Origin of the sequence: Streptomyces sp. NPDC048514 (genome assembly GCF_043199955.1) — a bacterium.
Classification (GTDB): domain Bacteria; phylum Actinomycetota; class Actinomycetes; order Streptomycetales; family Streptomycetaceae; genus Streptomyces.
In genome coordinates, this window is record NZ_JBICWT010000010.1 from 143003 (window position 1) to 162317 (window position 19315).

General features: G+C 72.4%; 19 protein-coding genes and 1 pseudogene. 10 read left to right on the top strand and 10 right to left on the bottom strand.

What is annotated here, in order from left to right; all coding sequences use genetic code 11:
• Positions 1–250: 250 nt before the first annotated feature.
• Positions 251–1072: a serine hydrolase gene (locus ACGFT2_RS22875; protein WP_393281231.1), complete on the bottom strand. Its 822-nt coding sequence runs from the start codon at positions 1070–1072 to the stop codon at positions 251–253.
• 195 nt (positions 1073–1267) lie between these two features.
• Between ACGFT2_RS22875 and ACGFT2_RS22880 the strand changes: the two genes are divergently transcribed.
• From ACGFT2_RS22880 to ACGFT2_RS22890, 3 genes are all read left to right on the top strand, one after another.
• Complete coding sequence (locus ACGFT2_RS22880; RefSeq protein WP_393281233.1) at positions 1268–2305, top strand: permease; 1038 nt, start codon at positions 1268–1270, stop codon at positions 2303–2305.
• The gene (locus ACGFT2_RS22885; RefSeq protein ID WP_393281234.1) at positions 2302–3105 is read left to right on the top strand and encodes a TIGR03943 family putative permease subunit; all 804 of its coding nucleotides are present in this window, start codon (positions 2302–2304) and stop codon (positions 3103–3105) included. The genes ACGFT2_RS22880 and ACGFT2_RS22885 overlap by 4 nt, the downstream gene beginning before the upstream one ends.
• A gap of 572 nt (positions 3106–3677) precedes the next feature.
• Positions 3678–4274 carry a hypothetical protein gene (locus tag ACGFT2_RS22890; RefSeq protein WP_393281235.1) on the top strand — a complete coding sequence of 199 codons (597 nt, stop codon included), beginning with the start codon at positions 3678–3680 and terminating at the stop codon, positions 4272–4274.
• A 382-nt stretch (positions 4275–4656) separates the two neighbouring features.
• Here ACGFT2_RS22890 and ACGFT2_RS22895 read toward each other — a convergent pair whose 3' ends face one another.
• Complete coding sequence (locus tag ACGFT2_RS22895; protein ID WP_393281237.1) at positions 4657–5028, bottom strand: STAS domain-containing protein; 372 nt, start codon at positions 5026–5028, stop codon at positions 4657–4659.
• 213 nt (positions 5029–5241) lie between these two features.
• Here ACGFT2_RS22895 and ACGFT2_RS22900 point away from each other — a divergent pair, with 213 nt between their 5' ends.
• Positions 5242–5688 carry an ATP-binding protein gene (locus ACGFT2_RS22900; protein WP_393281637.1) on the top strand — a complete coding sequence of 149 codons (447 nt, stop codon included), beginning with the start codon at positions 5242–5244 and terminating at the stop codon, positions 5686–5688.
• A gap of 123 nt (positions 5689–5811) precedes the next feature.
• Here the strand turns inward: ACGFT2_RS22900 and ACGFT2_RS22905 are convergent, their stop codons facing one another.
• Positions 5812–6075, bottom strand: coding sequence for a GlsB/YeaQ/YmgE family stress response membrane protein (locus tag ACGFT2_RS22905; RefSeq protein WP_393281238.1), 264 nt, complete (start codon positions 6073–6075; stop codon positions 5812–5814).
• A gap of 680 nt (positions 6076–6755) precedes the next feature.
• On the opposite strand from ACGFT2_RS22905, the gene ACGFT2_RS22910 reads away from it, so the two are divergent.
• On the top strand, positions 6756–8279 hold the full coding sequence (locus ACGFT2_RS22910; RefSeq protein ID WP_393281240.1) for an LCP family protein: 1524 nt from the start codon (positions 6756–6758) through the stop codon (positions 8277–8279).
• Between the two features lie 297 nt (positions 8280–8576).
• Here ACGFT2_RS22910 and ACGFT2_RS22915 read toward each other — a convergent pair whose 3' ends face one another.
• The 3 genes from ACGFT2_RS22915 to ACGFT2_RS22925 all read right to left on the bottom strand — a co-directional run bounded on the left by ACGFT2_RS22915 (position 8577) and on the right by ACGFT2_RS22925 (position 10891).
• Complete coding sequence (locus ACGFT2_RS22915; protein WP_393281242.1) at positions 8577–9422, bottom strand: DUF1206 domain-containing protein; 846 nt, start codon at positions 9420–9422, stop codon at positions 8577–8579.
• Between the two features lie 65 nt (positions 9423–9487).
• A complete protein-coding gene (locus tag ACGFT2_RS22920; RefSeq protein WP_393281244.1) occupies positions 9488–10357 on the bottom strand; it encodes a class II glutamine amidotransferase in 870 nt (289 codons plus the stop codon).
• 246 nt (positions 10358–10603) lie between these two features.
• Positions 10604–10891 carry a DUF4190 domain-containing protein gene (locus ACGFT2_RS22925; RefSeq protein ID WP_393281639.1) on the bottom strand — a complete coding sequence of 96 codons (288 nt, stop codon included), beginning with the start codon at positions 10889–10891 and terminating at the stop codon, positions 10604–10606.
• 254 nt (positions 10892–11145) lie between these two features.
• Here ACGFT2_RS22925 and ACGFT2_RS22930 point away from each other — a divergent pair, with 254 nt between their 5' ends.
• Positions 11146–11994 carry an RNA polymerase sigma factor SigF gene (locus ACGFT2_RS22930; RefSeq protein ID WP_393281245.1) on the top strand — a complete coding sequence of 283 codons (849 nt, stop codon included), beginning with the start codon at positions 11146–11148 and terminating at the stop codon, positions 11992–11994.
• A gap of 142 nt (positions 11995–12136) precedes the next feature.
• Here ACGFT2_RS22930 and ACGFT2_RS22935 read toward each other — a convergent pair whose 3' ends face one another.
• Positions 12137–13012 carry an NmrA family NAD(P)-binding protein gene (locus ACGFT2_RS22935; RefSeq protein WP_393281246.1) on the bottom strand — a complete coding sequence of 292 codons (876 nt, stop codon included), beginning with the start codon at positions 13010–13012 and terminating at the stop codon, positions 12137–12139.
• 399 nt (positions 13013–13411) lie between these two features.
• On the opposite strand from ACGFT2_RS22935, the gene ACGFT2_RS22940 reads away from it, so the two are divergent.
• Positions 13412–13894 carry a hypothetical protein gene (locus ACGFT2_RS22940; protein ID WP_393281248.1) on the top strand — a complete coding sequence of 161 codons (483 nt, stop codon included), beginning with the start codon at positions 13412–13414 and terminating at the stop codon, positions 13892–13894.
• A gap of 230 nt (positions 13895–14124) precedes the next feature.
• On the opposite strand, the pseudogene ACGFT2_RS22945 reads toward ACGFT2_RS22940, so the two are convergent.
• The 3 genes and pseudogenes from ACGFT2_RS22945 to ACGFT2_RS22955 form a co-directional block, all read right to left on the bottom strand.
• Positions 14125–15342: pseudogene (locus ACGFT2_RS22945) on the bottom strand (alkaline phosphatase family protein); the annotation flags it as partial.
• Positions 15267–16100 (bottom strand): cytochrome c oxidase assembly protein, encoded by an 834-nt coding sequence (locus ACGFT2_RS22950; RefSeq protein ID WP_393281641.1) that lies wholly within the window; start codon positions 16098–16100, stop codon positions 15267–15269. The pseudogene ACGFT2_RS22945 and the gene ACGFT2_RS22950, both read right to left, overlap by 76 nt.
• A gap of 65 nt (positions 16101–16165) precedes the next feature.
• A complete protein-coding gene (locus tag ACGFT2_RS22955) occupies positions 16166–16726 on the bottom strand; it encodes a DUF2243 domain-containing protein (RefSeq protein ID WP_393281249.1) in 561 nt (186 codons plus the stop codon).
• A 216-nt stretch (positions 16727–16942) separates the two neighbouring features.
• Between ACGFT2_RS22955 and ACGFT2_RS22960 the strand changes: the two genes are divergently transcribed.
• The 3 genes from ACGFT2_RS22960 to ACGFT2_RS22970 all read left to right on the top strand — a co-directional run bounded on the left by ACGFT2_RS22960 (position 16943) and on the right by ACGFT2_RS22970 (position 19276).
• Positions 16943–17368, top strand: a complete 426-nt coding sequence (locus tag ACGFT2_RS22960; RefSeq protein WP_393281250.1) for a DUF6003 family protein — start codon at positions 16943–16945, stop codon at positions 17366–17368.
• A 238-nt stretch (positions 17369–17606) separates the two neighbouring features.
• The gene (locus ACGFT2_RS22965; protein WP_393281251.1) at positions 17607–18539 is read left to right on the top strand and encodes a GNAT family N-acetyltransferase; all 933 of its coding nucleotides are present in this window, start codon (positions 17607–17609) and stop codon (positions 18537–18539) included.
• Positions 18540–18637: 98 nt separating this feature from the next.
• Entirely contained in the window at positions 18638–19276 is a 639-nt protein-coding gene (locus tag ACGFT2_RS22970) for a DUF7019 family protein (RefSeq protein WP_393281252.1), read from the top strand.
• Positions 19277–19315: the final 39 nt, after the last annotated feature.

Here is a 19315-nt window from a genome sequence, read left to right on the forward strand (position 1 = left end):
GCGGCCGCCCCCCCGGGGGGGGGGGCGGGGGGGGGGGGGGGGGCGCGCCGGGCCCGCCCCCCCCCCCCCCCCCCGGGGGGGCCCCGGGGGGCCCCGCCCCCCCCCCCCCCCCGGGGGGGGGCGGCCCGCCCCCCCCCCCCCCCCCCCGCGCGCGCGGGGCGGCCCCCCCCCCCCCCCCCCCCCCCCCCGCCCCTGTGTCACACCGGTCCTCCGGTGGTGCCGCCTGGTGTGCCGTCGGCTCCAGCGGCCGTCACGCCACCGCGTCGCGCGCCGTCCGTTCCACCAGTGAGACGCCGTCGGTCATGGACCTGCTGCCGTTCGAGAGGACCGCGACGAGACACCGGTGCCCCTGCACGGTGACCCGGCCGATGCTGTTGACGTCCCACAGGCCGGACGTGCTGCGCTGCAGCCAGCCGTTCTTCAGTGCCCGCGGGGATCCGGAGCCGGACACCGCGGTGACACCCCAGCTCTGCTCGGGTGCGACATGGCTCATCAGGCCGCGGATGTAGGCCCTGGACCGTGCGTCGAGCGCCGGGGAGTGCGCGTTCGCCGTCGTGCCGCCGTCGAACACGGCGCGGAGCAGTCGTATCTGGTCGCTCGCGGTCGTGCGGGTCAGCCCCCACTTGGGGCCGGTGCCGGGCGTGGTCGAGGTCAGTCCCAGCCGCTTGTTGGCCGCGGCCAGCCCGGAGGCCCCGCCGATCTCCCGCCACAGGGCGTTGGCCGCCGCGTTGTCACTGTGCCGGATCATCGGCTCGGCCCGCCCGCGTTCCTCGGCCGTGAGGTGCCGTTTCGCGTCCTGCGCCTTGAGCAGCAGCGCCGCGAGGATGTCGACCTTGACGATGCTCGCGGTGTCGTACGCCGTGTCCGCGCCGTGGACCACGGGCGTGCGGCCGCCGCCGTCCAGGTCGAGCACGGCCGCCGTCGCGTGCGCCTTCCCCCTGCCCTGGCCGGGCGGCGCGTCGGCTGCGGCGGCCTGCGCCGGGGACAGCAGGCCGAGGGGGAGCAGTGCGGCGGCCGAGGCGACGAGGGCGCCCGCCTTGGAGCGTGTTGTGGGGGAGGGGTGGGACGACATGGGTCATGAACGTAGGCAAAAAGCGCCCGGCGCGACGTGGCTCCCGTCACTCCGGAGCCCGTTCCGCGCCGATTGTGAGAAGAGCCACCGTTGGGGCGCATTGGGGAGCAGGGTCGCTTTCGTGACGGCGTGTACACGCGGCCGGAGCCGCCACCCTCGCCTATCGTCGGCCGGACACCGACATCCGGAGTGATAATGGAAAAATCGGATGAATTGGTCGGTGTGGCCGAGGGTGTGGCGGTCGTACCCGTCGCTCCGCCCCTGCGCCGCATCCGGCAGTGGCCCCTCGGCGCCGTACTCGCGATCGTGGCCGGTGTCACGGCCCTGCTCCTCCTCGCGGACTCGGAGTGGCTGAGCCGCCCGGCCGTCCAGGCCTGGCGCACCGTCTGCCTGGCGATCACCATCCAGGCCCTCCCCTTCCTCCTCCTCGGCACCGCGCTGTCCGGCGCCATCAACGCCTTCGTGCCGGCCGACCTGTTCACCCGCGTCCTGCCGAAGCGGCCCGCCCTCGCCGTGCCGGTCGCCGGCGTGGCGGGTGCGGTACTGCCGGGCTGCGAATGCGCCTCCGTCCCGGTCGCCAACAGCCTGATCCGCAGAGGTGTCACCCCGGCCGCCGCTTTCGCGTTCCTGCTCTCCGCGCCCGCGATCAACCCCGTCGTGCTGACGGCCACCGCCGTCGCCTTCCCGGGCGATCCCGCCATGGTGGTCGCCCGGCTGCTCGCCTCGCTCGTCACGGCGGCCGTGATGGGCTGGCTGTGGCTCTGGCTCGGCAAGGAGAAGTGGCTGCGGCCCGTCCTGCGGCACCGGCACACCGGCCACCACCGCGGCCACAGCCGCTGGCACGAGTTCCGCACCGGCTTCCAGCACGACTTCCTGCACGCCGGCGGCTTCCTCGTACTCGGCGCCATGGCCGCCGCCACCTTCAACGTCGCCGTGCCGCGCGCCGTCCTCGACACCTTCTCCGGCTCGCCCTGGCTGTCCGTGCTCTTCCTCGCCGGGCTCGCGGTACTGCTGGCGGTCTGCTCCGAGGCCGACGCGTTCGTCGCCGCCTCGCTCGCCGGATTCTCCTCCACCGCCCGGCTCGCCTTCATGGTCGTCGGCCCGATGGTCGACCTGAAGCTCATCGCCCTGCAGGCGGGGACCTTCGGCCGGGCCTTCGCCTGGCGGTTCTCCACGGTGACCACCGTCGTGGCCGTCACCGTGAGCGTTCTGGCCGGAGGTGCGCTGCTGTGAACCGCCCGGTCCAGAGCCTGCTGCTGACGCTGTCCGGTCTCGGCCTGCTGCACGCGGCCCTCTTCACCGACGTCTACCTGCGTTACGTCAAGGCCGGCCTGCGCGTCCCGCTGGTCGTCTCCGGCGTGGTCCTGCTGCTGCTCGGACTGGCCGGAGCGGCCGCCCGGGTCGGACGGCACGACCCGGACACCGGGCACGGGCACGATTCGGACCCCGGGCAGGGGCACGGCTCGGACCCCGGGCAGGGGCACGGCTCGGACCCCGGGCAGGGGCACGGGCACGACCATTCGGTCACCCCGCGCGTCGCCTGGCTGCTGTTCCTCCCGGCACTGAGCCTGCTCTGGCACGCCCCGCCCGCCCTCGGCGCCTACACGGCCGCACGCTCGAACACCGAGCCGATCGTCGCGCAGAAGGGATTCGCCCCGCTGCCCGCGACCTCCCCGCTGCCGCTGACCCTCACGGAGTTCACCAAGCGCGTCCGGCAGGACCGCAGCGGGGCCGTCCGGAGCCGCGCCGTCCAGCTCACCGGCTTCGTGACCCCGTCCGAGGACGACGGCGGCTGGTACCTCACACGCATCATCTTCACCTGCTGCGCCGCCGACTCGCAGACCGTCAAGGTGCGCATGTACGGCACCGAGGCGCCACCCGCCGACACGTGGCTGGCGGTGACCGGCACCTGGCATCCTCGAGGCGCCCTCGGAACGAGGACGGCCGAGGCGGCGCTCGACGTCACGGACACCCGGCCCATCGCCCAACCGGTGAACGCCTACACCGACGACCTTCCCCTGCGACCGTCCTGACCGGTGGCCTCCCGCCCCCGCCCATCCGGTCATACCGACTGCCTGCGGCGGCGTCGGCGCGGACGCGCGCCCGTCGCGTCGGACCGTCGCATCGGACCACCGTGTACGGCGGCTAGGGCGCCGGCGGCGGTGCCACTGTGGAGTGGACGGTCCCGCTGCCCGGCGCCTGGGCCCGGCCCGCCGGGTCTTGCTGGGGGCGCGCGCCCGGCTTGCCGGCGACCTGCCGGCGCGTGGCCCTCGCACGCGATCCCGGCCCCACACGGCCGCGATCCGGGCTGAGGTGCACGATGGAGTTGTGGGCCTCGGTGGCTCGGTACGGGAGACCGTCCGGTTCGCCGTCCGCCCCGCGCGGTACCTGCCGGGCGCGGACGAGCGGTGCGCCGTTCGGGCCGGCTCGGGCACCCGGAACCGCGGACGCCCGGCGGGACCGGCACCCGGAACCGCCGGAGCCGAGCTGACCGGCTCCCGGAACCGCCGGAGCCGAGCGGACGGGCTCCCGGGACCGTCGGACGCCGAGCGGAGGGGCCCCGCCGTGGGGCGGAGCCACCGGCGCACGAGAGGAGGCGGTGACGATGACCCGGACACCCTCCACGACTGTCACGCCGGTACGGCTGTGGCGGTGGCGGCGCAACCCGCTGCGTCGGCACAGCGACGTCGTCGAGGCCTGGATCGTGCTGGCCACCTGGGTGCTGGCCCTCCTCGGCGGTGCCCTCGCGGGCTTCGCGGCGGCGCAGGCCTCCGACGCGGCGTTCTCGGCGCGCCGGGCCCAGCTGCACGCCGTGTCCGCGGTCCTCACCGACGACGCGGCGAAGACCCCGCCCGCGGGGACCGGTTACGACGACGGGCGGGTGTGGGCCGCGGTGCGCTGGACGGAGGCGGACGGTTCCGTGCACACCGACCGGACGAAGGTCTTCGCGGGCGCCCCCGCCGGAAGCGGGGTGACGGTGTGGACGAACCAGGCGCACCGGGTGGTCCCGGCGCCCGTCACCGGAGCCTCGGCGGGCCTGCAGGCGGGCCTCACCGGAGCCCTCGTGGCCCCGTCGGCCGCCGCTGCCGTCTGGGGCGCGGGCTGGGTCGTACGCGGCCGGCTCATCCGGCGGCGCATGGCCGAGTGGGACGAGGAGTGGAAGCAGATCGGACCCCGGTGGGGGAACCTCAGCGGCGCCTGACCGACGGCCGCGTCCGCCGGGAACGGCGACGGAGGACAGCCGGTGAGGCCGAACGTCCGGATCAGGCGAACGTCCGGGCCCAGCAAACGTCCCCGCCCGCCGAAAGTCCTCGCCCGGCGATCGACCGGGCCCGGCGGCCGGACGGCGACTGCCGACAGCCGGCAAGGCGAACGGGCGGCAAGGCGTACGGGCGCGTGGTGAGGGGCCGGCTGGCGAGGGGCAGGGAAGGGCGGGAAGGGCCATCCACTTCTCGCGGATCCTGATTGCGCGGTGCACGGTTCCACGACCGCTTCTCCGCGTCTGTACCGGAGTCCTTCCCGCCAGTCCCAGCACACCACGAAAACCCCCGGACCACCAGGGCCGGAGCCGCCGAGCGCGCCCCTCAGGCCTCCAGGGCCTCGCGGACGCTCGGGTAGCAGTCGATGAGAGTGGTGAGGCCGACGATCTCCAGGGTGCGCAGGACGGGCCTGCTCACGGCCGCCAGTGAGAGCCTGCCGGCGTCACCGTGTGCCTGATGGGCGGAGATGAGGGCGTTGATGCCGCTGGAGTCCATGAAGTCCACGCCGGCGAAGTCGGCGATGGTGCGTGCCGGCTTCGCCGGCTCGTCGGGCGCCAGGGCAAGACGGAGGAGACCGGAGGTGTGGTGGTCGATCTCCCCGGTGACCGTGACGACGGTGATGCCGTCCACGACGGACCGGTCGATCCCCAACCGGTCCGGTCCTGCCGTTTCCTCGGTGTCTGCTGTGTCCGCCACGAGTTCCTCGACAACGTTCGACGATCCTTGACCAGAGCTTCCCCTCTCCGGTGGTTGCCCAGGATCGCGCCGACGATGCGTGACCGGGCCCGCGTTTCGCATCCGCGTTCGGCAGGCGTGCCCGCCGCGAACTCGGGTATACGCCCGTGCGTGAACGGGGTGACGAAACGTGCCGCAGAGGAATCGGGTGCCTTCGACGAGGGCTTCGTCGGGGTGGGCCGCGGGCCGCTGCACACCACGCTCGAGCTGGACGGCCTGGACGGCGGATGCATCGCCGAGGCCCGCGATCGGGCGGAGTGGTTCCTCACCCGGCTGCAGGCGGCTCACGGTGTGCCGGTGACGGCCCGCACGATGCATCTGACCCGCTTGGTGGTCAGCGAGCTGGTCACGAACGCGTGCAAGTACGCGCCGGGGCCGGTGCTGCTGCGGGTGGGGATCACCGGCGGGGCGGTGGAGGTCGAGGTCTGGGACAGCGGTCCCGTCCTCCCGCTGGCCAGAGCCGCCGACCCGGGCCGGGTGGGCCAGCACGGTCTGGAGATCGTGATGGCCGTCGTCCAGGGCTTCGAGGCGCGCAGGGAGCCGGTCGGCAAGTGCGTCACCGCCCGCATCGCCCTCTGGGACGACCCCGTGGGCGGGCTGACCGACCCCGCGTCCCACTGAACCGACCCCGTCGCCGGGCTCCCGGGCGAGCCGTACGGTGCAACCACCAGCGCCCCACCTGACCACGTGGTCAGGTGGGGCGCTGGTTCGGGGCGGATGGTGCCTGGGGCCGTCCCGGCGTCGTCAGTGCCGTACCTTCACCCGGCTCAGCGCGGCCACGCCGACGGCCGCGAGGGCGATCTGGATGAGCCATTCGATCCAGTCGACGCCCTTGGTGTCCGCGACGCCGAAGCCGGCCGCCACGGCGCTTCCGATGAACGCGGCGATGATGCCGATCGCGATCGTCCACAGGATGCCGATGCGCTGGCGGCCGGGGACGACGAGCCGGCCGAGGACGCCGATCACGATGCCGATGACGATCGCACTGATGATCCCGGAAATCTCCATGACTGGTGGGCCACCCCTCTGTCGTTGGTGACGTACGTGTGCCCGTTCGAAATCGCGCCACGCCTGTCGGCACCGGGTGCGAACCTGAGCGGACGTCAGACGGCGCTGCTCGGCACCGCGCTGCTCGGGCCGTTGTACCGGCGGGGTGACCACCGCCGCTCGACGGGTGCGCGGACCGCCTGCGGGAGACCCACGGGACGGCGGGCCGGGCCACCGCCGCCGACCGGTTCCGCGGTCGGGCGCCCCGTACCCGCGGCCGGGGTGTGACGGCGTGTCAGGTAGGCGGACGCCCGGAGGGCGGCTTCGGGCAGACGGTTGCATGAGATCCCTCACCTGTGAATTGCGTACGGATCCGTGCTGTTCGGACCCCGGGTTTGTTACATTGCGCAACTGAGCAACCAAGGTGAACCGCCGCTTCACCTGCCCGTACACCGCCGCGCTGAGTCCGGCCGTCCCTTCCGACGCCCAGGCCTGACGGGCCCGACCGTTCATGGGAGTGGGAGATGAGCGACCCGTGGGACGGGCCTGCCGGGCAGGTCACGCGCAGCCCTGGCGCACGGGTGCCGGGACAGCGTGCCGCCGGGCCCGGCGGGGCGCGGCCGCCCGGTAGCCGTGCCGCCGCCCGCCCGGGCGCCGGCCGACGGGCACCCGGGAGCCGGCCCGCCGGCCGCGGCAGGCGCGTGCTGAAGATCCTCGGGGTCTGCCTGTCCGCGCTCATCGTCGTCACCGCCGGCGCCGGCTGGTGGTTCTACCAGCACCTGAACGGCAACATCCACAGCTTCTCGCTCGACGGCAAGGGCGGCACCGAGAAGGCCGACGCCTTCGGCCGTACCCCGATCAACATCCTGGTCATGGGCTCGGACGGCCGCACCAGCAAAACGGACTGCAAACTCGGCGGCGGCTGCTCGGCCACCGGTGTGCAGACCGGCAGCAACGCGGACGTGCAGATGGTGATGCACATATCGGCGGACCGCTCCAACGCCACGGTGATGAGCATCCCCCGCGACACCATGACCAAGGTCCCGGCCTGCAAGGACAGCGCGTCCGGCCAGTCCACGAACGGTTACTACGGGCAGATCAACAGTGCGCTGCAGTACGGTCCCGCCTGCCAGGTGGCCACCGTCCACCAGCTCACCGGCATCCCCATCGACCACTTCGTCAAGCTGGACTTCTCGGGCGTGGTCAAGATGTCCGACGCGGTCGGCGGCGTCCCGGTGTGCGTCAGCGACGACGTCTACGACACCTACTCGCACCTGAAGCTGTCCGAGGGCACCCACACCCTGAAGGGCGTCGCGGCCCTGGAGTTCGTCCGGTCCCGGCACGGTTTCGGTGACGGCAGCGACCTGGGCCGGACCATCTCGCAGCACATCTTCCTCAGCGCGATGATCCGCAAGTTCAAGAGCGCGGGCACGCTGACCGATCCCGGCGCGGTCTACGGCCTCGCCGACGCGGCCACCAAGGCGCTGGCCGTGGACGACGGCCTGGGCAGCGTGAAGAAGCTGATCGCGCTCGCGGACGACGTGAACAAGGTCCCTGCGAAGAGGATCACCTTCGCGACGATGCAGACGGCCCCCGATCCGGCCGACGAGGACCGCGTGGTGGTGGGAGCCGGCGCGAGGACCCTGTTCTCCACGATCGCCCACGACCGGCCACTGACCACCGGATCCGGGAAGAAGTCCGCGGCGGCCTCGGCCACCGCGAAGGCCACGGCCACCGCCGCCGCCGTACCCGCCTCCGAGATCGCCGTGACGGTGGAGAACGGGACGCCCATCACCGGCCGCGCCTCCGCCGTCGCCGCCGCCCTCACCGGACAGGGCTTCAGCACCGGCACGACCACCGGCAACGCCCCGAGCCCCGCGACGACCACCATGCTCGCCTACGGCACCGGCCGGGAGGCAGAGGCGCGCACGGTCGCCCGGGCGCTCGGCCTGCCCGCCTCGCATCTCGAGCGGGGCACCGGCACCGGCCTGACCCTCGTGGTCGGCGCCGACTGGCCCGGCGGCACCAGATTCACGGGCGGCGGCTCCGCGCCCGCGCCCGCCGACACCAAGGCCGCGGTCTCCGGCGCCCATGCCTCCACCGCCGACCAGGCCAAGACCTGCGCCAAGGTCAGCCCGTACAAGACGGTCACCCTCGGCGGCGTCTCCATGACACCGTCCCAGGCGTACGCGGCGGCGCGGAGCAAGCCCGACTCCGACGACTGAGAACCGGCAGGACCGGAAGAACCGCAGGTCCGTAAGCACCGGCGGGACCGGAAGAACCGCAAAACCGGAAGCACCGGCGGGACCGGAAGAACCGCAAAACCGGAAGCACCGGCGGGACCGGAAGAACCGCAGGTCCGTAAGCACCGGCGGCACCGGCTTCGGGTCCGTGGCGCCGGGTGGGGTGGAGGGCCTCAGACGGCGCCAAGGGGATTCCGCAGAGGGAAGCAGGGCAGGGCCGGCGGCCGGCCGGCATGATCGACGGACAGGCCCACCGGCCGCGGTGACCGGGCGAACGTCTCAGGTCTCGCGCCAGCGCGCGACGCACCACGAGAAGAGGCCGAACGCGGCCAGGCCGATCGCGATCAGGGCGAGCAGCCAGGGTCCGGCGGGCAGATCCCGGAACGCGCGCAGGGTGTCGTCCATGCCCTTGGCCTTGCCGGGCTGATGCTGCACGGCCGCTACGACGGCGAACACACCGGCGACGGCGAAGACGATCCCACGCGCCGTCCCGCCCGTCACCCCCAGGACGTCGGTGACCTGCTTCGCCCGCTGCGACATGGCCGCGGTCCGCAGGTTGTCCCGGAACTTCTTCTGCGCCGCCCGGACCGCGATCCACAGCCCCGCGACCACCACGGCCACCCCCGCGATCCCGACGATCCACTGGCCGCCGGGCCACTTGAGCATCAGGCCGGTGACGTCGTCGGTCTGCTTGTCGGAGGAGCCGCTGCCGCTGCCCCGGTCCCCGGCCGCATAGGACAGCACCGAGAACGCCAGGAAGACGTAGAAGACGAAACGACCGGCGTTGGCCGCCCGTTCGGTGAGCTTCGAACCGTTCGGACCCGTCCCGGCGAAGACGGCCTCCGAGAGCCGCCACAGGCCCATGCCGGCGAGCGCGATGCCCACGATCCACAGCATCACCGACCCGAACGGCTTGTCGGCCAGCTCGCTCAGGGCTCCGCCGCGATCCGCCTGGCGCCCCCCGCCGTCACCACCGAAGGCGATCTGCAGAGAGATCACGCTCACGAGGATGTAGATGAGCCCGCGGGCGGCGAAACCCGCCCGGGCCGCGGCAGCCATCGCCGTGCTGTCGGCCGCGCGGCGTGCCTGGAACCGTCCCTGCAGTGCCGATGACTGTATGCGCATACAACGCCGATGCCCCCGGGTGCCCGTCCGACACCTCTCGGGCGTCCCTGACCTCGCGCGCCGTGTCATCCGGACCGCTGCGAGGCGGCCGCGCTGGGGCGCAGATCGGCGAGGGTGAGGGGATGGACCGGAGGGTCGGGAAGGACGAGACGTGAGGTGGTGTGCAGGCGCCGGTCGACGTGCAGCAGCTCGCCGGGTTCCATGAGCCGCCAGTGCGGGTTCTCGTCCATGGGCTCGCTGGCCACGACGACCGAGGGGCGATCGCCCAGTTCGGCCGAACGCACGCGCATCCGGCCGTTCCGGCCGCTGTGGTCGAGGTGCCGCGATCCGTGATGGCCGCCCGCGGGACGCTGGAGGACGTACAGCTCGTGGGTCGCGGGATAGCGCAGGGCCCACAGGTCGCCGGCGGTGACGAGGATGATGTTGAGGGCGTACAGGGGGAGGTTCTGGGCGGTCCAGCGTGCCGCGGAGACGATGCCCGCGGAGACGTCGCCGCCGAGTGCCGCGGCCTCCCGGGTCACCAGGGCGAAGAAGCGCTCGGAATCCGTGTCCCCGTGCACCAGGGAGCGGTCCTCGCCCAGGTGGCGGTCGAGCACGTCGAGCCCTTCGATCACGCCGTTGTGCGCGAACAGCCGCCCCTCCTGCTCGAAGGGGTGGGTGTTGCGCACGTCCAGGCCGCCGGTGGAGGCGTAGCGGATGTGGGCGAGGAAGGTGGTCGACTCCAGCTGCCGCGCCTCCCGGGCGAAGTCACGGTCCTCGTAGGCGGCGATCGGGGCCTTGTGCACCTGTGGGGTGCCGTCGGCGGCGAAGTAGCCCAGCCCCGTACCGTCCGGTTCGCGGTGACTCTGTGTGCTGAGACTGTCGGGGGCGTCCAGCAGCCAGAACGTGGCGTAGGTGCGCAGGGGAGCGCTGCTCAGCCCGAAAAGGCGGCACACGGCGTCCTCCTTCGTCGCCGATCGGCATCGAGGACCGACCCTCCACGGCCATGGTCGCGCGCCCGGCGCACCCTCGCACGGCGTCCGCGCCGGCGCGGTGACCGGGCGCCGTACAGGCGGTCGAGGTGGGGGCCTCAGGCCTGGCCGCGGCCGGCGGCCGTGCGGCGCCGCTGTGCGGCACAGCCGTCGGGGTGCGGCCCACCGTCCGGTGGGCCGCACCCCGAAGAGGCACGCCGGGCGTGTTCGTCAGCCGCCCACGTGCCAGCTGAACCCGCCGTTGTGCGCGGCGACGGCGAACAGCACCAGCCACAGGACCACGTCGACGATGCCGAGGACGATGCCCGCCTTCGCCATGCCCGCGCCGTTCTTGACCGCCGCCTGACGCCGGGCGACGGCGCCGAAGACGATGGCCAGCGGACCCAGGACGATGTTCAGGAGGAAAAGGCCCACGATGCCGCAGCAGAGGCTCGCGACCGCCAGGCCATTGGTGCGCGAACGGGAAGAAGCGGCAGAGGAACTGCCGTAACTCGTCATGACTGCTCCCATGTTGACGGTTGTCAGGCCGAAAGGACTTGTTTCTTCTTGGTTTTCGCTTGACCGACCGGATGCCCTCTTCCCGCGCATCCATGTCGGCGGGACTTCGGGCGGGCCGAGCCGGGACGGCCGTCGAATCCCGCTACCGGCAGGCATGCACGCCGAGTGTCGGGGTAGGCGGCGTTCGTTCCACAGCGCCGGCGGACGGTCGACGACGCCGGCAGATATCAGCACCGATCCGGGAGGGGAACACCATGACGACGCTGACCGTGGGGGGCCGGGAGACGCGGACGGCGGTCGGGTTGCCCGAGGTCGCCGATCCTTCGGGTGTGGCGCCGAGGGATGCGCGGGAGTTGTCCAGGGTCTTCTTCGATCAGCTGGCGGTGCTGGAGGAGGGGACGGCGGAGTATCAGTACGCCCGGAACACGCTGATCGAGATGAACATGTCGTTGGTGCGTTTTGCGGCGGCCCGGTTTCGTAGTCGTGGGCCGGAGGAGATGGAGGACATCGTTCAGGTCGGCATGATCGGTTTGATCAAGGCGATCGATCGGTTCGAGTTGACGCGTGAGGTGGAGTTCACGTCGTTCGCGGTGCCTTACATCGTGGGGGAGATCAAGCGGTTCTTTCGTGACACGTCGTGGGCGGTGCATGTGCCGCGGCGGTTGCAGGAGGCGCGGGTGCAGTTGGCGCGGGCGACGGAGGAGTTGCGTGGCCGGTTGGGGCGTACGCCGACGGTGGGGGAGTTGTCGGAGCTGATGTGTCTGTCCGAGGAGGAGGTGGTGGAGGCCCGGTTGGCGGCGAACGGGTACAACTCCGCTTCTTTGGACGCGGCGATCGGTGGCAGTGAGGACGGTGAGAGTGCGCTGCAGGACTTCATCGGTGCGGAGGACGCGGCGTTGGGGTTGGTGGAGGACTTCCACGCGTTGGCGCCGATGATCGCGGAGCTGGACGAGCGGGACCGGTTGATCCTGCATCTGCGGTTCGTGGAGGAGTGCACGCAGGCGCAGATCGGTGAGCGGTTGGGTGTGTCCCAGATGCATGTCTCGCGTCTGCTCTCCCGCACGCTCAAGCGGCTGCGTGAAGGCCTGCTGACGAACCACTGACCCGGCCGTCCGTCTCCGAGCCCGCCGCACCGCGGCGGGCTTCGTGCGTGTACGGCGCCGCTCGCGGGCGTCCCTGGAGGCCGGCCCGCCGCCGTCCCATCCCCTGCTCGCTCGCTCCGGCCACCTCGGCGGCCGCCCTGTCTCACCCGGCCAGCAGGGGCCGGAGGCAGGCGTAAGCCCAGGCGTTCAGCGGGGTGGGGGTGGTGGTGATCAGGGCCCGGGGCTGCTCCGGCACGAGACCCCGGGTGCCGGCGATCACGCCGACGATGCCCTCCACGGCCTTCGGCGGCAGACCGGCCGAGCCGAGCGTGGCGCGCACGTCGTCGTCGGCGACGGACCGCAGGCGGACCGGGCGCCCGAGCACCTCGGAGAGAACCTGTGCCACCTGGCTGAACGTCAGGTCCTCGGGGCCGTGCACGGCCTGGACCAGCCTGCCCCGCCACGCCTCGTTCAGCAGGCGGGCCGCCACGACCTCGCCGATGTCACGGGGGTCGACCCACGCGATCGGCTGATCGGGGTCGGCCGCGGTCGTCAGCGTCCCCTGGCGCAACTCGTCCAGGCTGAGCAGGAGATTGCTGAAGAAATAGCCGCACCGCAGGTGGAGGACGTCGGCGCCGCTCTCGTCGAACAGCTCCTCGATCCGGGCCAGGCCGTCGATGTGGCCCATGCCGTGCCGCCGCTCCGCCCCCACACTGCTCAGGAACACGATCCGGGCCACGTCGCCGTCGCGGGCGGCGGCGGCCAGCGCGGCCGCGGTGCGCCGGGAGGTTTCGACCGGGTCGTCGGCGGTGTGCGGTGTGGGATCGACCCAGAACACGGTGCGGGCGCCGGCGGTGGCCGCACGCACGTATCCGGCGTCGGTGAGATCCCCGCGCCGCACCTCGACAAGGCCCCGGGTCTGCGCGTCCAGCCGGGCGGGATCCCGGACGAGTACCCGGGGACGGACGCCGGCCTGGACCAGCAGCCGTACCACCCGTGAGCCGACGTGTCCGGTCGCTGCCGTGACGGCGATGGACATCGTGGGGCCTCCTTCGCGCGTCCGAAAGGTCACCGCACATCCTAGGGACCCGGCGGCCTGCGGACGGGACGGCGGATCGCCGAACACCATCCCGCCGCCGTCCGGCTGTCCATGCATCCCCAGCCCGTCGGCGCGCCGAAGTTCGGCATCCGGCAGGGCTGAAGCACGGACCGGGCCGGGCAACACGCGCTCCTCTGCGTAATGAGTATGCGACAGAGTGTCATGAAGACCCTCGGCGGGGCCCGTCACTCGAATGGAGTAGGCCGCATGGCGGACGGTTGTGGCCGCGCGGAGGCTCGGAAGGGCCCGTGTTTCCGGCGCCCGCCGGACCAGGGGCCCGCGGGAGCCGGGAGATTCAGGGAAACCGGGGAGCCCCAGGGAGAGCGGAAAGGAAAAGCCATGAGCCAGCAGGCAGCGAGGCCCACCGGGCCGGATCCCTCGGACGGCACGTGGCCGCCGCGTCAGTCGGCCGCCCACGGTGGTGGGTGGGCGGCCGGCGGAGTCACGTTCGCCGGAGTCCTGATGCTGTGCACCGGCATCCTCTCCATCCTGCAGGGGATCGCCGCCGTCGCCAAGGACGACGTGTACACCCTCATCGGCGCGTACGTCTACAAACTGAACCTCACCGGCTGGGGCACGATCCACATCATCATCGGTGCCCTGGTGCTCGTGACCGGTATCGGTCTGCTCAAGGACATGACCTGGGCCCGCTTCGCCGGACTCTTCCTCGTCTCGCTGAGTCTGATCGCGCAGTTCCTCTTCCTGCCGTACTCGCCCCTGTGGTCGATCATCATGATGTTGATCGACGTCTTCATCATCTGGGCTCTGGCCACCCGGCAGGAAGCGGCGAGCGCCGTTGCCGACGGCCGGAAGGGTGTGTGACCGGCGGGTAGCCGCCGAACGACGGTGACCAAGGCTCGAGGCGCGGCACCCCCCAGCGGGCCCCCGCGGGCCCGAACCGCCGTCATCGCCGTGCCGGAGGCCGGCCCGGAGCCCGGGCGCGCCGAGCCGCGGCCGGGGCCGGGCGCGCCGAGCCGCGTCCGCCCCCGGCGCGGTCAGCCGCTGACGCTGGCGGCGCCCGTCTCCAGGTGTCCGGTGAACCGGCGTGACCATGTGAGGTCGCCGCTCACCCTGCGGCGCCAGTCGCTGATGTTGGGGCACCGGGCCGGCTTGCCGAGGGCGGTCGTCCAGGTCTCCAGGAAGCGCAGTACCGACGTGTGCTCGAACACCTCCGAGGAGACCCAGCCGCCGCGCGTCCAGGGCGAGACGACGATCATCGGGACGCGGAAGCCGAAACCGTACGGCACCCCGTTGAGGAACTCCCCGGCCGTTCCGGCGGGCGGCGCCTGCGGCGGCACGTGGTCGAAGAAGCCGTCGTTCTCGTCGTAGTTGAGGAAGAGGACCGAGTCGAACACGTCCGGGTCGGCGGCGAGGGCCCGGTACACGAGGCTGACGGAGTGGGCGCCGTCGCCGGGCGGGGCGTAAGGGTGCTCGGAGAACGCCTGGTTGGGGACGATCCAGGAGACCTGCGGCAGTGTGCCCGCGAAGACGTCGGCTTTGATGGCGGCGGCGATGTCGTCCGGTGTCGAACCGGAGACCTTCGGCACGGACGACATGCCCCGGTCGTACAGCGGATCTCCGGACTTGGCGCTCGCGAACTTCCCGAAGTAGGCACAGCCGTTGTCCCCGTAGTTGTCCGCCGCGTTCTGGTAGACCTTCCAGGTCACTCCGGCGGCCTGGAGCGCCTCCGCGTAGTTCTGCCAGGTCAGGCCGGACTCGTCGCCGCCGTCGTAGCTGGCGGCGTCGACCTTGCCGCTCCACGGATAGGTGCGGTTGGGGCCGGTGGCGCTGAGGGTGGAGCAGAAGTAGGCGTCGCAGACGGTGTAGTTGTCGGCGAGCGCATAGTGGAACGGGATGTCGGAGCGGTCCAGATAGCCGAGCGAGCGGACGTTGCCCACGCCCAGGACCCAGTTGTCCATACGGCCCTTGTTCCAGGCCGCGTGCTGCGAGGACCACGAGTGGGGCAGGTCGCCGCTGCACTGGGCCAGCGTCTCGCCGTCCTTGCCGCCGGCGGCGGGGGTCGCGCTCAGCTTCCAGGGGTACTGGCGGCCCGCGCCGTTCGGCTGGGCGAAGACCGCGTGATCTCCGCTCAGGGTGATGCCGCTGCGGTCGTCGAAGCCGCGGACGCCCATCAGACGGCCGAAGTAGTGGTCGAAGCCGCGGTTCTCCTGCATGAGCAACCGGTCGCCGCGGATCAGGCGCCTGCCGGATCGCAGGAGGCCGGGGCCGAGGCCGCCGGGGTGGGGCGGGTGCGGCGCTCGGGCCGCCAGGTGGCTACGAGGGCGGCGGCGAGGAGCAGTTCGGCGATGTCGCCTCCGTAGTACATGATCTCCGCGCCGCCCCGGACCTCCGGGATGGGAGCGTGCACGTCGGCCCAGAAACCGCCGTACATCAACTGCGCCATGACCGAGTGCGCGGCGATGGCGCAGCCGAGGCAGATCAGCCGGGCCCGTACGCCGAGGCGGCGCGGGGCGGGATCGGGACCCGCCACGGCATGGGCGAACAGGCACCCCGACAGCAGGAAGTGCGCGTGCAGCAGCCAGTGTCCGGCCGGGTGGGCCATGGCGAAGTCGTAGAGCGGCGTGAAGTAGAGGACCGCGAGACTCCCCGTGGACAGCAGCAGGGCGACGACCGGCTGCGCCGGAAGCCCGGCCGCGCGGCTGTGCAGGACACGGGTCAGACGGCGGGCCCGGGACGCGGGAAGCGCACGCAGCAGCAGGGTGACCGGGGCTCCGAGAACGAGAGCGAGCGGGGCGTACATCCCGACGAGCAGGTGCTGGGCCATGTGCCCGCGGAAGTCGCTGTGGGCGAACGGGGCAAGGGGCGGCAGCAGCGCCACGCCCAGCAGGCACAGTCCCGTCAGGAAGCAGACACAGCGCCAGAGGCTCCAGGCCCGCACGGGGTTGCGCCGCCGTGCGCGGTGTACCAGGACCAGGTAGGCGCCGGCGCAGACCAGCAGGGCCACGGCCGGCAGCACGATCTCCAGCGCGCTGCCGTCCCCGGAATGCCGCATGTGCATGTGCTGCATGTGCTGCGCATGCAGCATGTCGTGCATGTCGTGCGTGTCGTGCGGGTGCCGGGTGCCCGTGTGCATCAGGAGACGTGTCCTGCTCGCCCGGCGTCAGGGGCGGTGGGATCGATCGGCCGGCCGCCACGCTGGAGGAGCCGGCCGCCCGCGACCAGCAGCGCACCGAGAAGGAGGAAGGCCATGTCCCACCACAACTGGTGCGGCCCGCCGTGGACGTGGTGGATACCCAGGATCTGGTGGTCCAGGAGGCCCTCGACGAGGTTGAAGACGCCCCAGCCGGCCAGGATCCAGCCCCACAGCACCCGAGAGGTCCACACCCGGCGCCGCTCGGTAGTCACCCGCGCGTAGAGGATCGCCAGACCGGTCAGGACGGCGAGCCAGCACACCGTGTGGAAGACGCCGTCCCAGACGGTGTTCATCTCCAGGCCGGAGACGGTGTGCGGATCGTAGTACCTCACTCCGATGCGATCGTGGTTGGTGCTGGTGAGCATGTGGTGCCACTGCAGGAGCTGGTGCAGCAGAATGCCGTCGACGAAACCGCCCAGGCCCACCCCCAGCACTATCCCGGGCAACTGCAGGCTCTTCGGCGCGGTCTCGGCCCTGATTCCACTCACGCTGGTTGCCATGACCCTCGTCTCCGTGGGCGTCAGCCGTCCCTGTAGAGAATTACCAGTTCCCCCGTTCCACCGCCGTACCAACCTCGGCCATATGCAGACGCCCCGCCGGGGCCACCGGAACCACCGGGGCCGCGGCAGCCGGGCCGAGCCACATGTGCGGTATGCGGACCCGCACGGGGTAAGCGGAACCGCGACGGGTGGACGAACCGGCACGAGGAGCCCCTGATGACCGACGACGCGTATCTCTTTCTCGTGGAGGACCCGGCCACGCCGCTGGGCGTGCCACCGACCGCCGTGGGCGAACTGGGCTGCATGCAGACCGCCGCGGTGCGCGCGTGGCTGCAGGCGCAGGGCGTGCCGGCGGCGTCCCCGCGGCTTCGGCTGGTGTCCCCGGAGGCCACCGCGGCCATCCCGGCGGACGCCGAGCGGCTGCCTGTGCCGTTGAGCGACGAGGAGCTGAGCCGACTGCGTCACCAGACGGTTCCGGAACCGCTGGCCGCGGTCGAGAACGAGCTGCTCGCCTACCGGAACTGCACGGACGGCCGCGGCGAACTGCTCGCGCGAGCACTGGCCGCGGGCGTCGCACCGCACCGCATCGCAGAACTCACCGGCGAGGACCCGGCCGAGGTGACAGCGGCCGCCGGCCGCTGAGGCGACGCCGCCGGCGCCGCGCCGGCCCCTCCACAACTCGCGTCCCGGCACACGGGCCGCGGCGGCCGGCGGTGGCCGGCTCGCGGGGATTGCGGTGACCGGCGGCCGGCCCCACGGGCTGCGGTGGTCGGCCGGCCGGCCGGTCGCGCCGCCGATCGGCTCCTGGGCACGGTGACTGCCGATGACCGGCGGCGGGGCCGGGTCGACACGGCGGACGGAATGGCGCAGGGTTCACCTCATGTCCGAATTCGCCATGCCGTTGCCCGCCGGCTACCGGAGCCGCGCGGCAACCACCGCCGAGGCACGAGTGGTTCACCGCTTGGTCGGCGACTGCGAGCGGAAGCTGCTCGGCCGCGTGGTCACCGGCTTCGACCGCGTCGCCGCCGACCTCGGCCTGTCGGACCGGCAACCGGAGTCCGACTCGGTGCTCGTGCGCGACGGTGCGGGCGAGACGGCCGGCTGGGGCTGGGTCGGGGGACGGCGCGCCAGGGTCCACGTGCACCCCGGTCACCTGGGGCGCGGGCTCGGCCGTTCGCTCCTCGACTGGGCCGAGACACGGGCGGGGCTACTGGGGGCCGACCGGTTGTCCCAGTCGATCCCCGACAGCGACCGTCCGGCGACCGCGCTCCTGCGGTCCCGTGGCTACTTCCCGCTCGTCACCGAGTGGCTCCTGACCATCGCGCTGCCCGCGGAACGGGAGGTGCCCGAGCCGCCGGCGGGTGTCACCGTACGGACCTTCCGCCCCGGCGACGAGGAGGCGGCGTACGAGGTGACCGAGGACGCCTTCGACGAGTGGCAGCCGCGGCGCAAACCCTACGCCGAGTGGGCCCGCCTCACGGTCGAGCGGGCCACGTTCGAACCGGCCGCCTCACCCCTGGCCTTCGCCGGCGGCCAGATGGTCGGTTTGGTGCTGTCCTCGCACGACCCCGGCAGCGACGAGGGGCACGTCGAGCGGGTCGCCGTCCGACGCGACCACCGCAACCGGGGGATCGCCCGCACGCTGCTGCGGGAGGCGTTCCGCACCTTCCACCACCAGGGCAGGGGCACCTGCACACTGTGGACGCACACGGACACCGGCGCGCTGTCGCTCTACGAGCGGATCGGCATGACGGTCCAGCGCAGTGCGACGGTCTACGGCAAGGCCCTCTCGGAGCCGGGACGCACCACGTGACCGACCGCGCCAGCGCCTGATTCGGTGACGCTCACCCGCCCTGCGCGAAGGCCGGGGCGGGTAGCATCAGTACGTCGGCGCGGGGGAGAGGGGCGGACGTGTCCTTCCGCTATTACCTGTACGTCAGCGATGTCAAGGTCGACATGCTGCTGTCACAGATCGACCCGAAGTGGGCGCGCAAACGCGTCACGGAGCTGAGTCTCGGCCTGAAGATGGCCGGCGCCAGACACAGCGTCGAGAGCGCGGGCCCGGACCGGTTCGCCCGGCTGGAGCGCGTCCTGGACCATCTGTCGGACCACGGCGACCTGGCGGACGTGGACGAGCCCGGCCAGTACGTGCACGGGGTGCTCCCCATGCAGTGGGGCCCCATCGGGGACGGGAACGCCGTCTACTTCGGCGGGCACAGCGAGCGGACCATCGTCGGCCTCGGGGGCTCGACGACGCACGTCCTGAGCACGACCCACGGGGAGACGCCCGCCGGACACCGGATGAGCGCCTCCCTGATGCCGGCCCTCCTGACCCAGCTGGCCACCCTGGCATCGGGCGACGACGATCCCGGACCCGACGCGCTGGGCGCCGTCGTACAGGCCAACTCCGCACTGCGCGGCCCGGTACAGCTGGTGGAGTTCGTGGCGAAGAGGATGCTGCACGGTCCGCACCCCTACCCCGAGTTGTATCCCGGTCAGGACCGGGCGGTCCTCCTGGGCAGCCCGCTCTACGTCGCCCTCGCGGAGTGAGCGGGTTCGGCCGGGGCCCGGCGGACGGCGGCGGAGTGC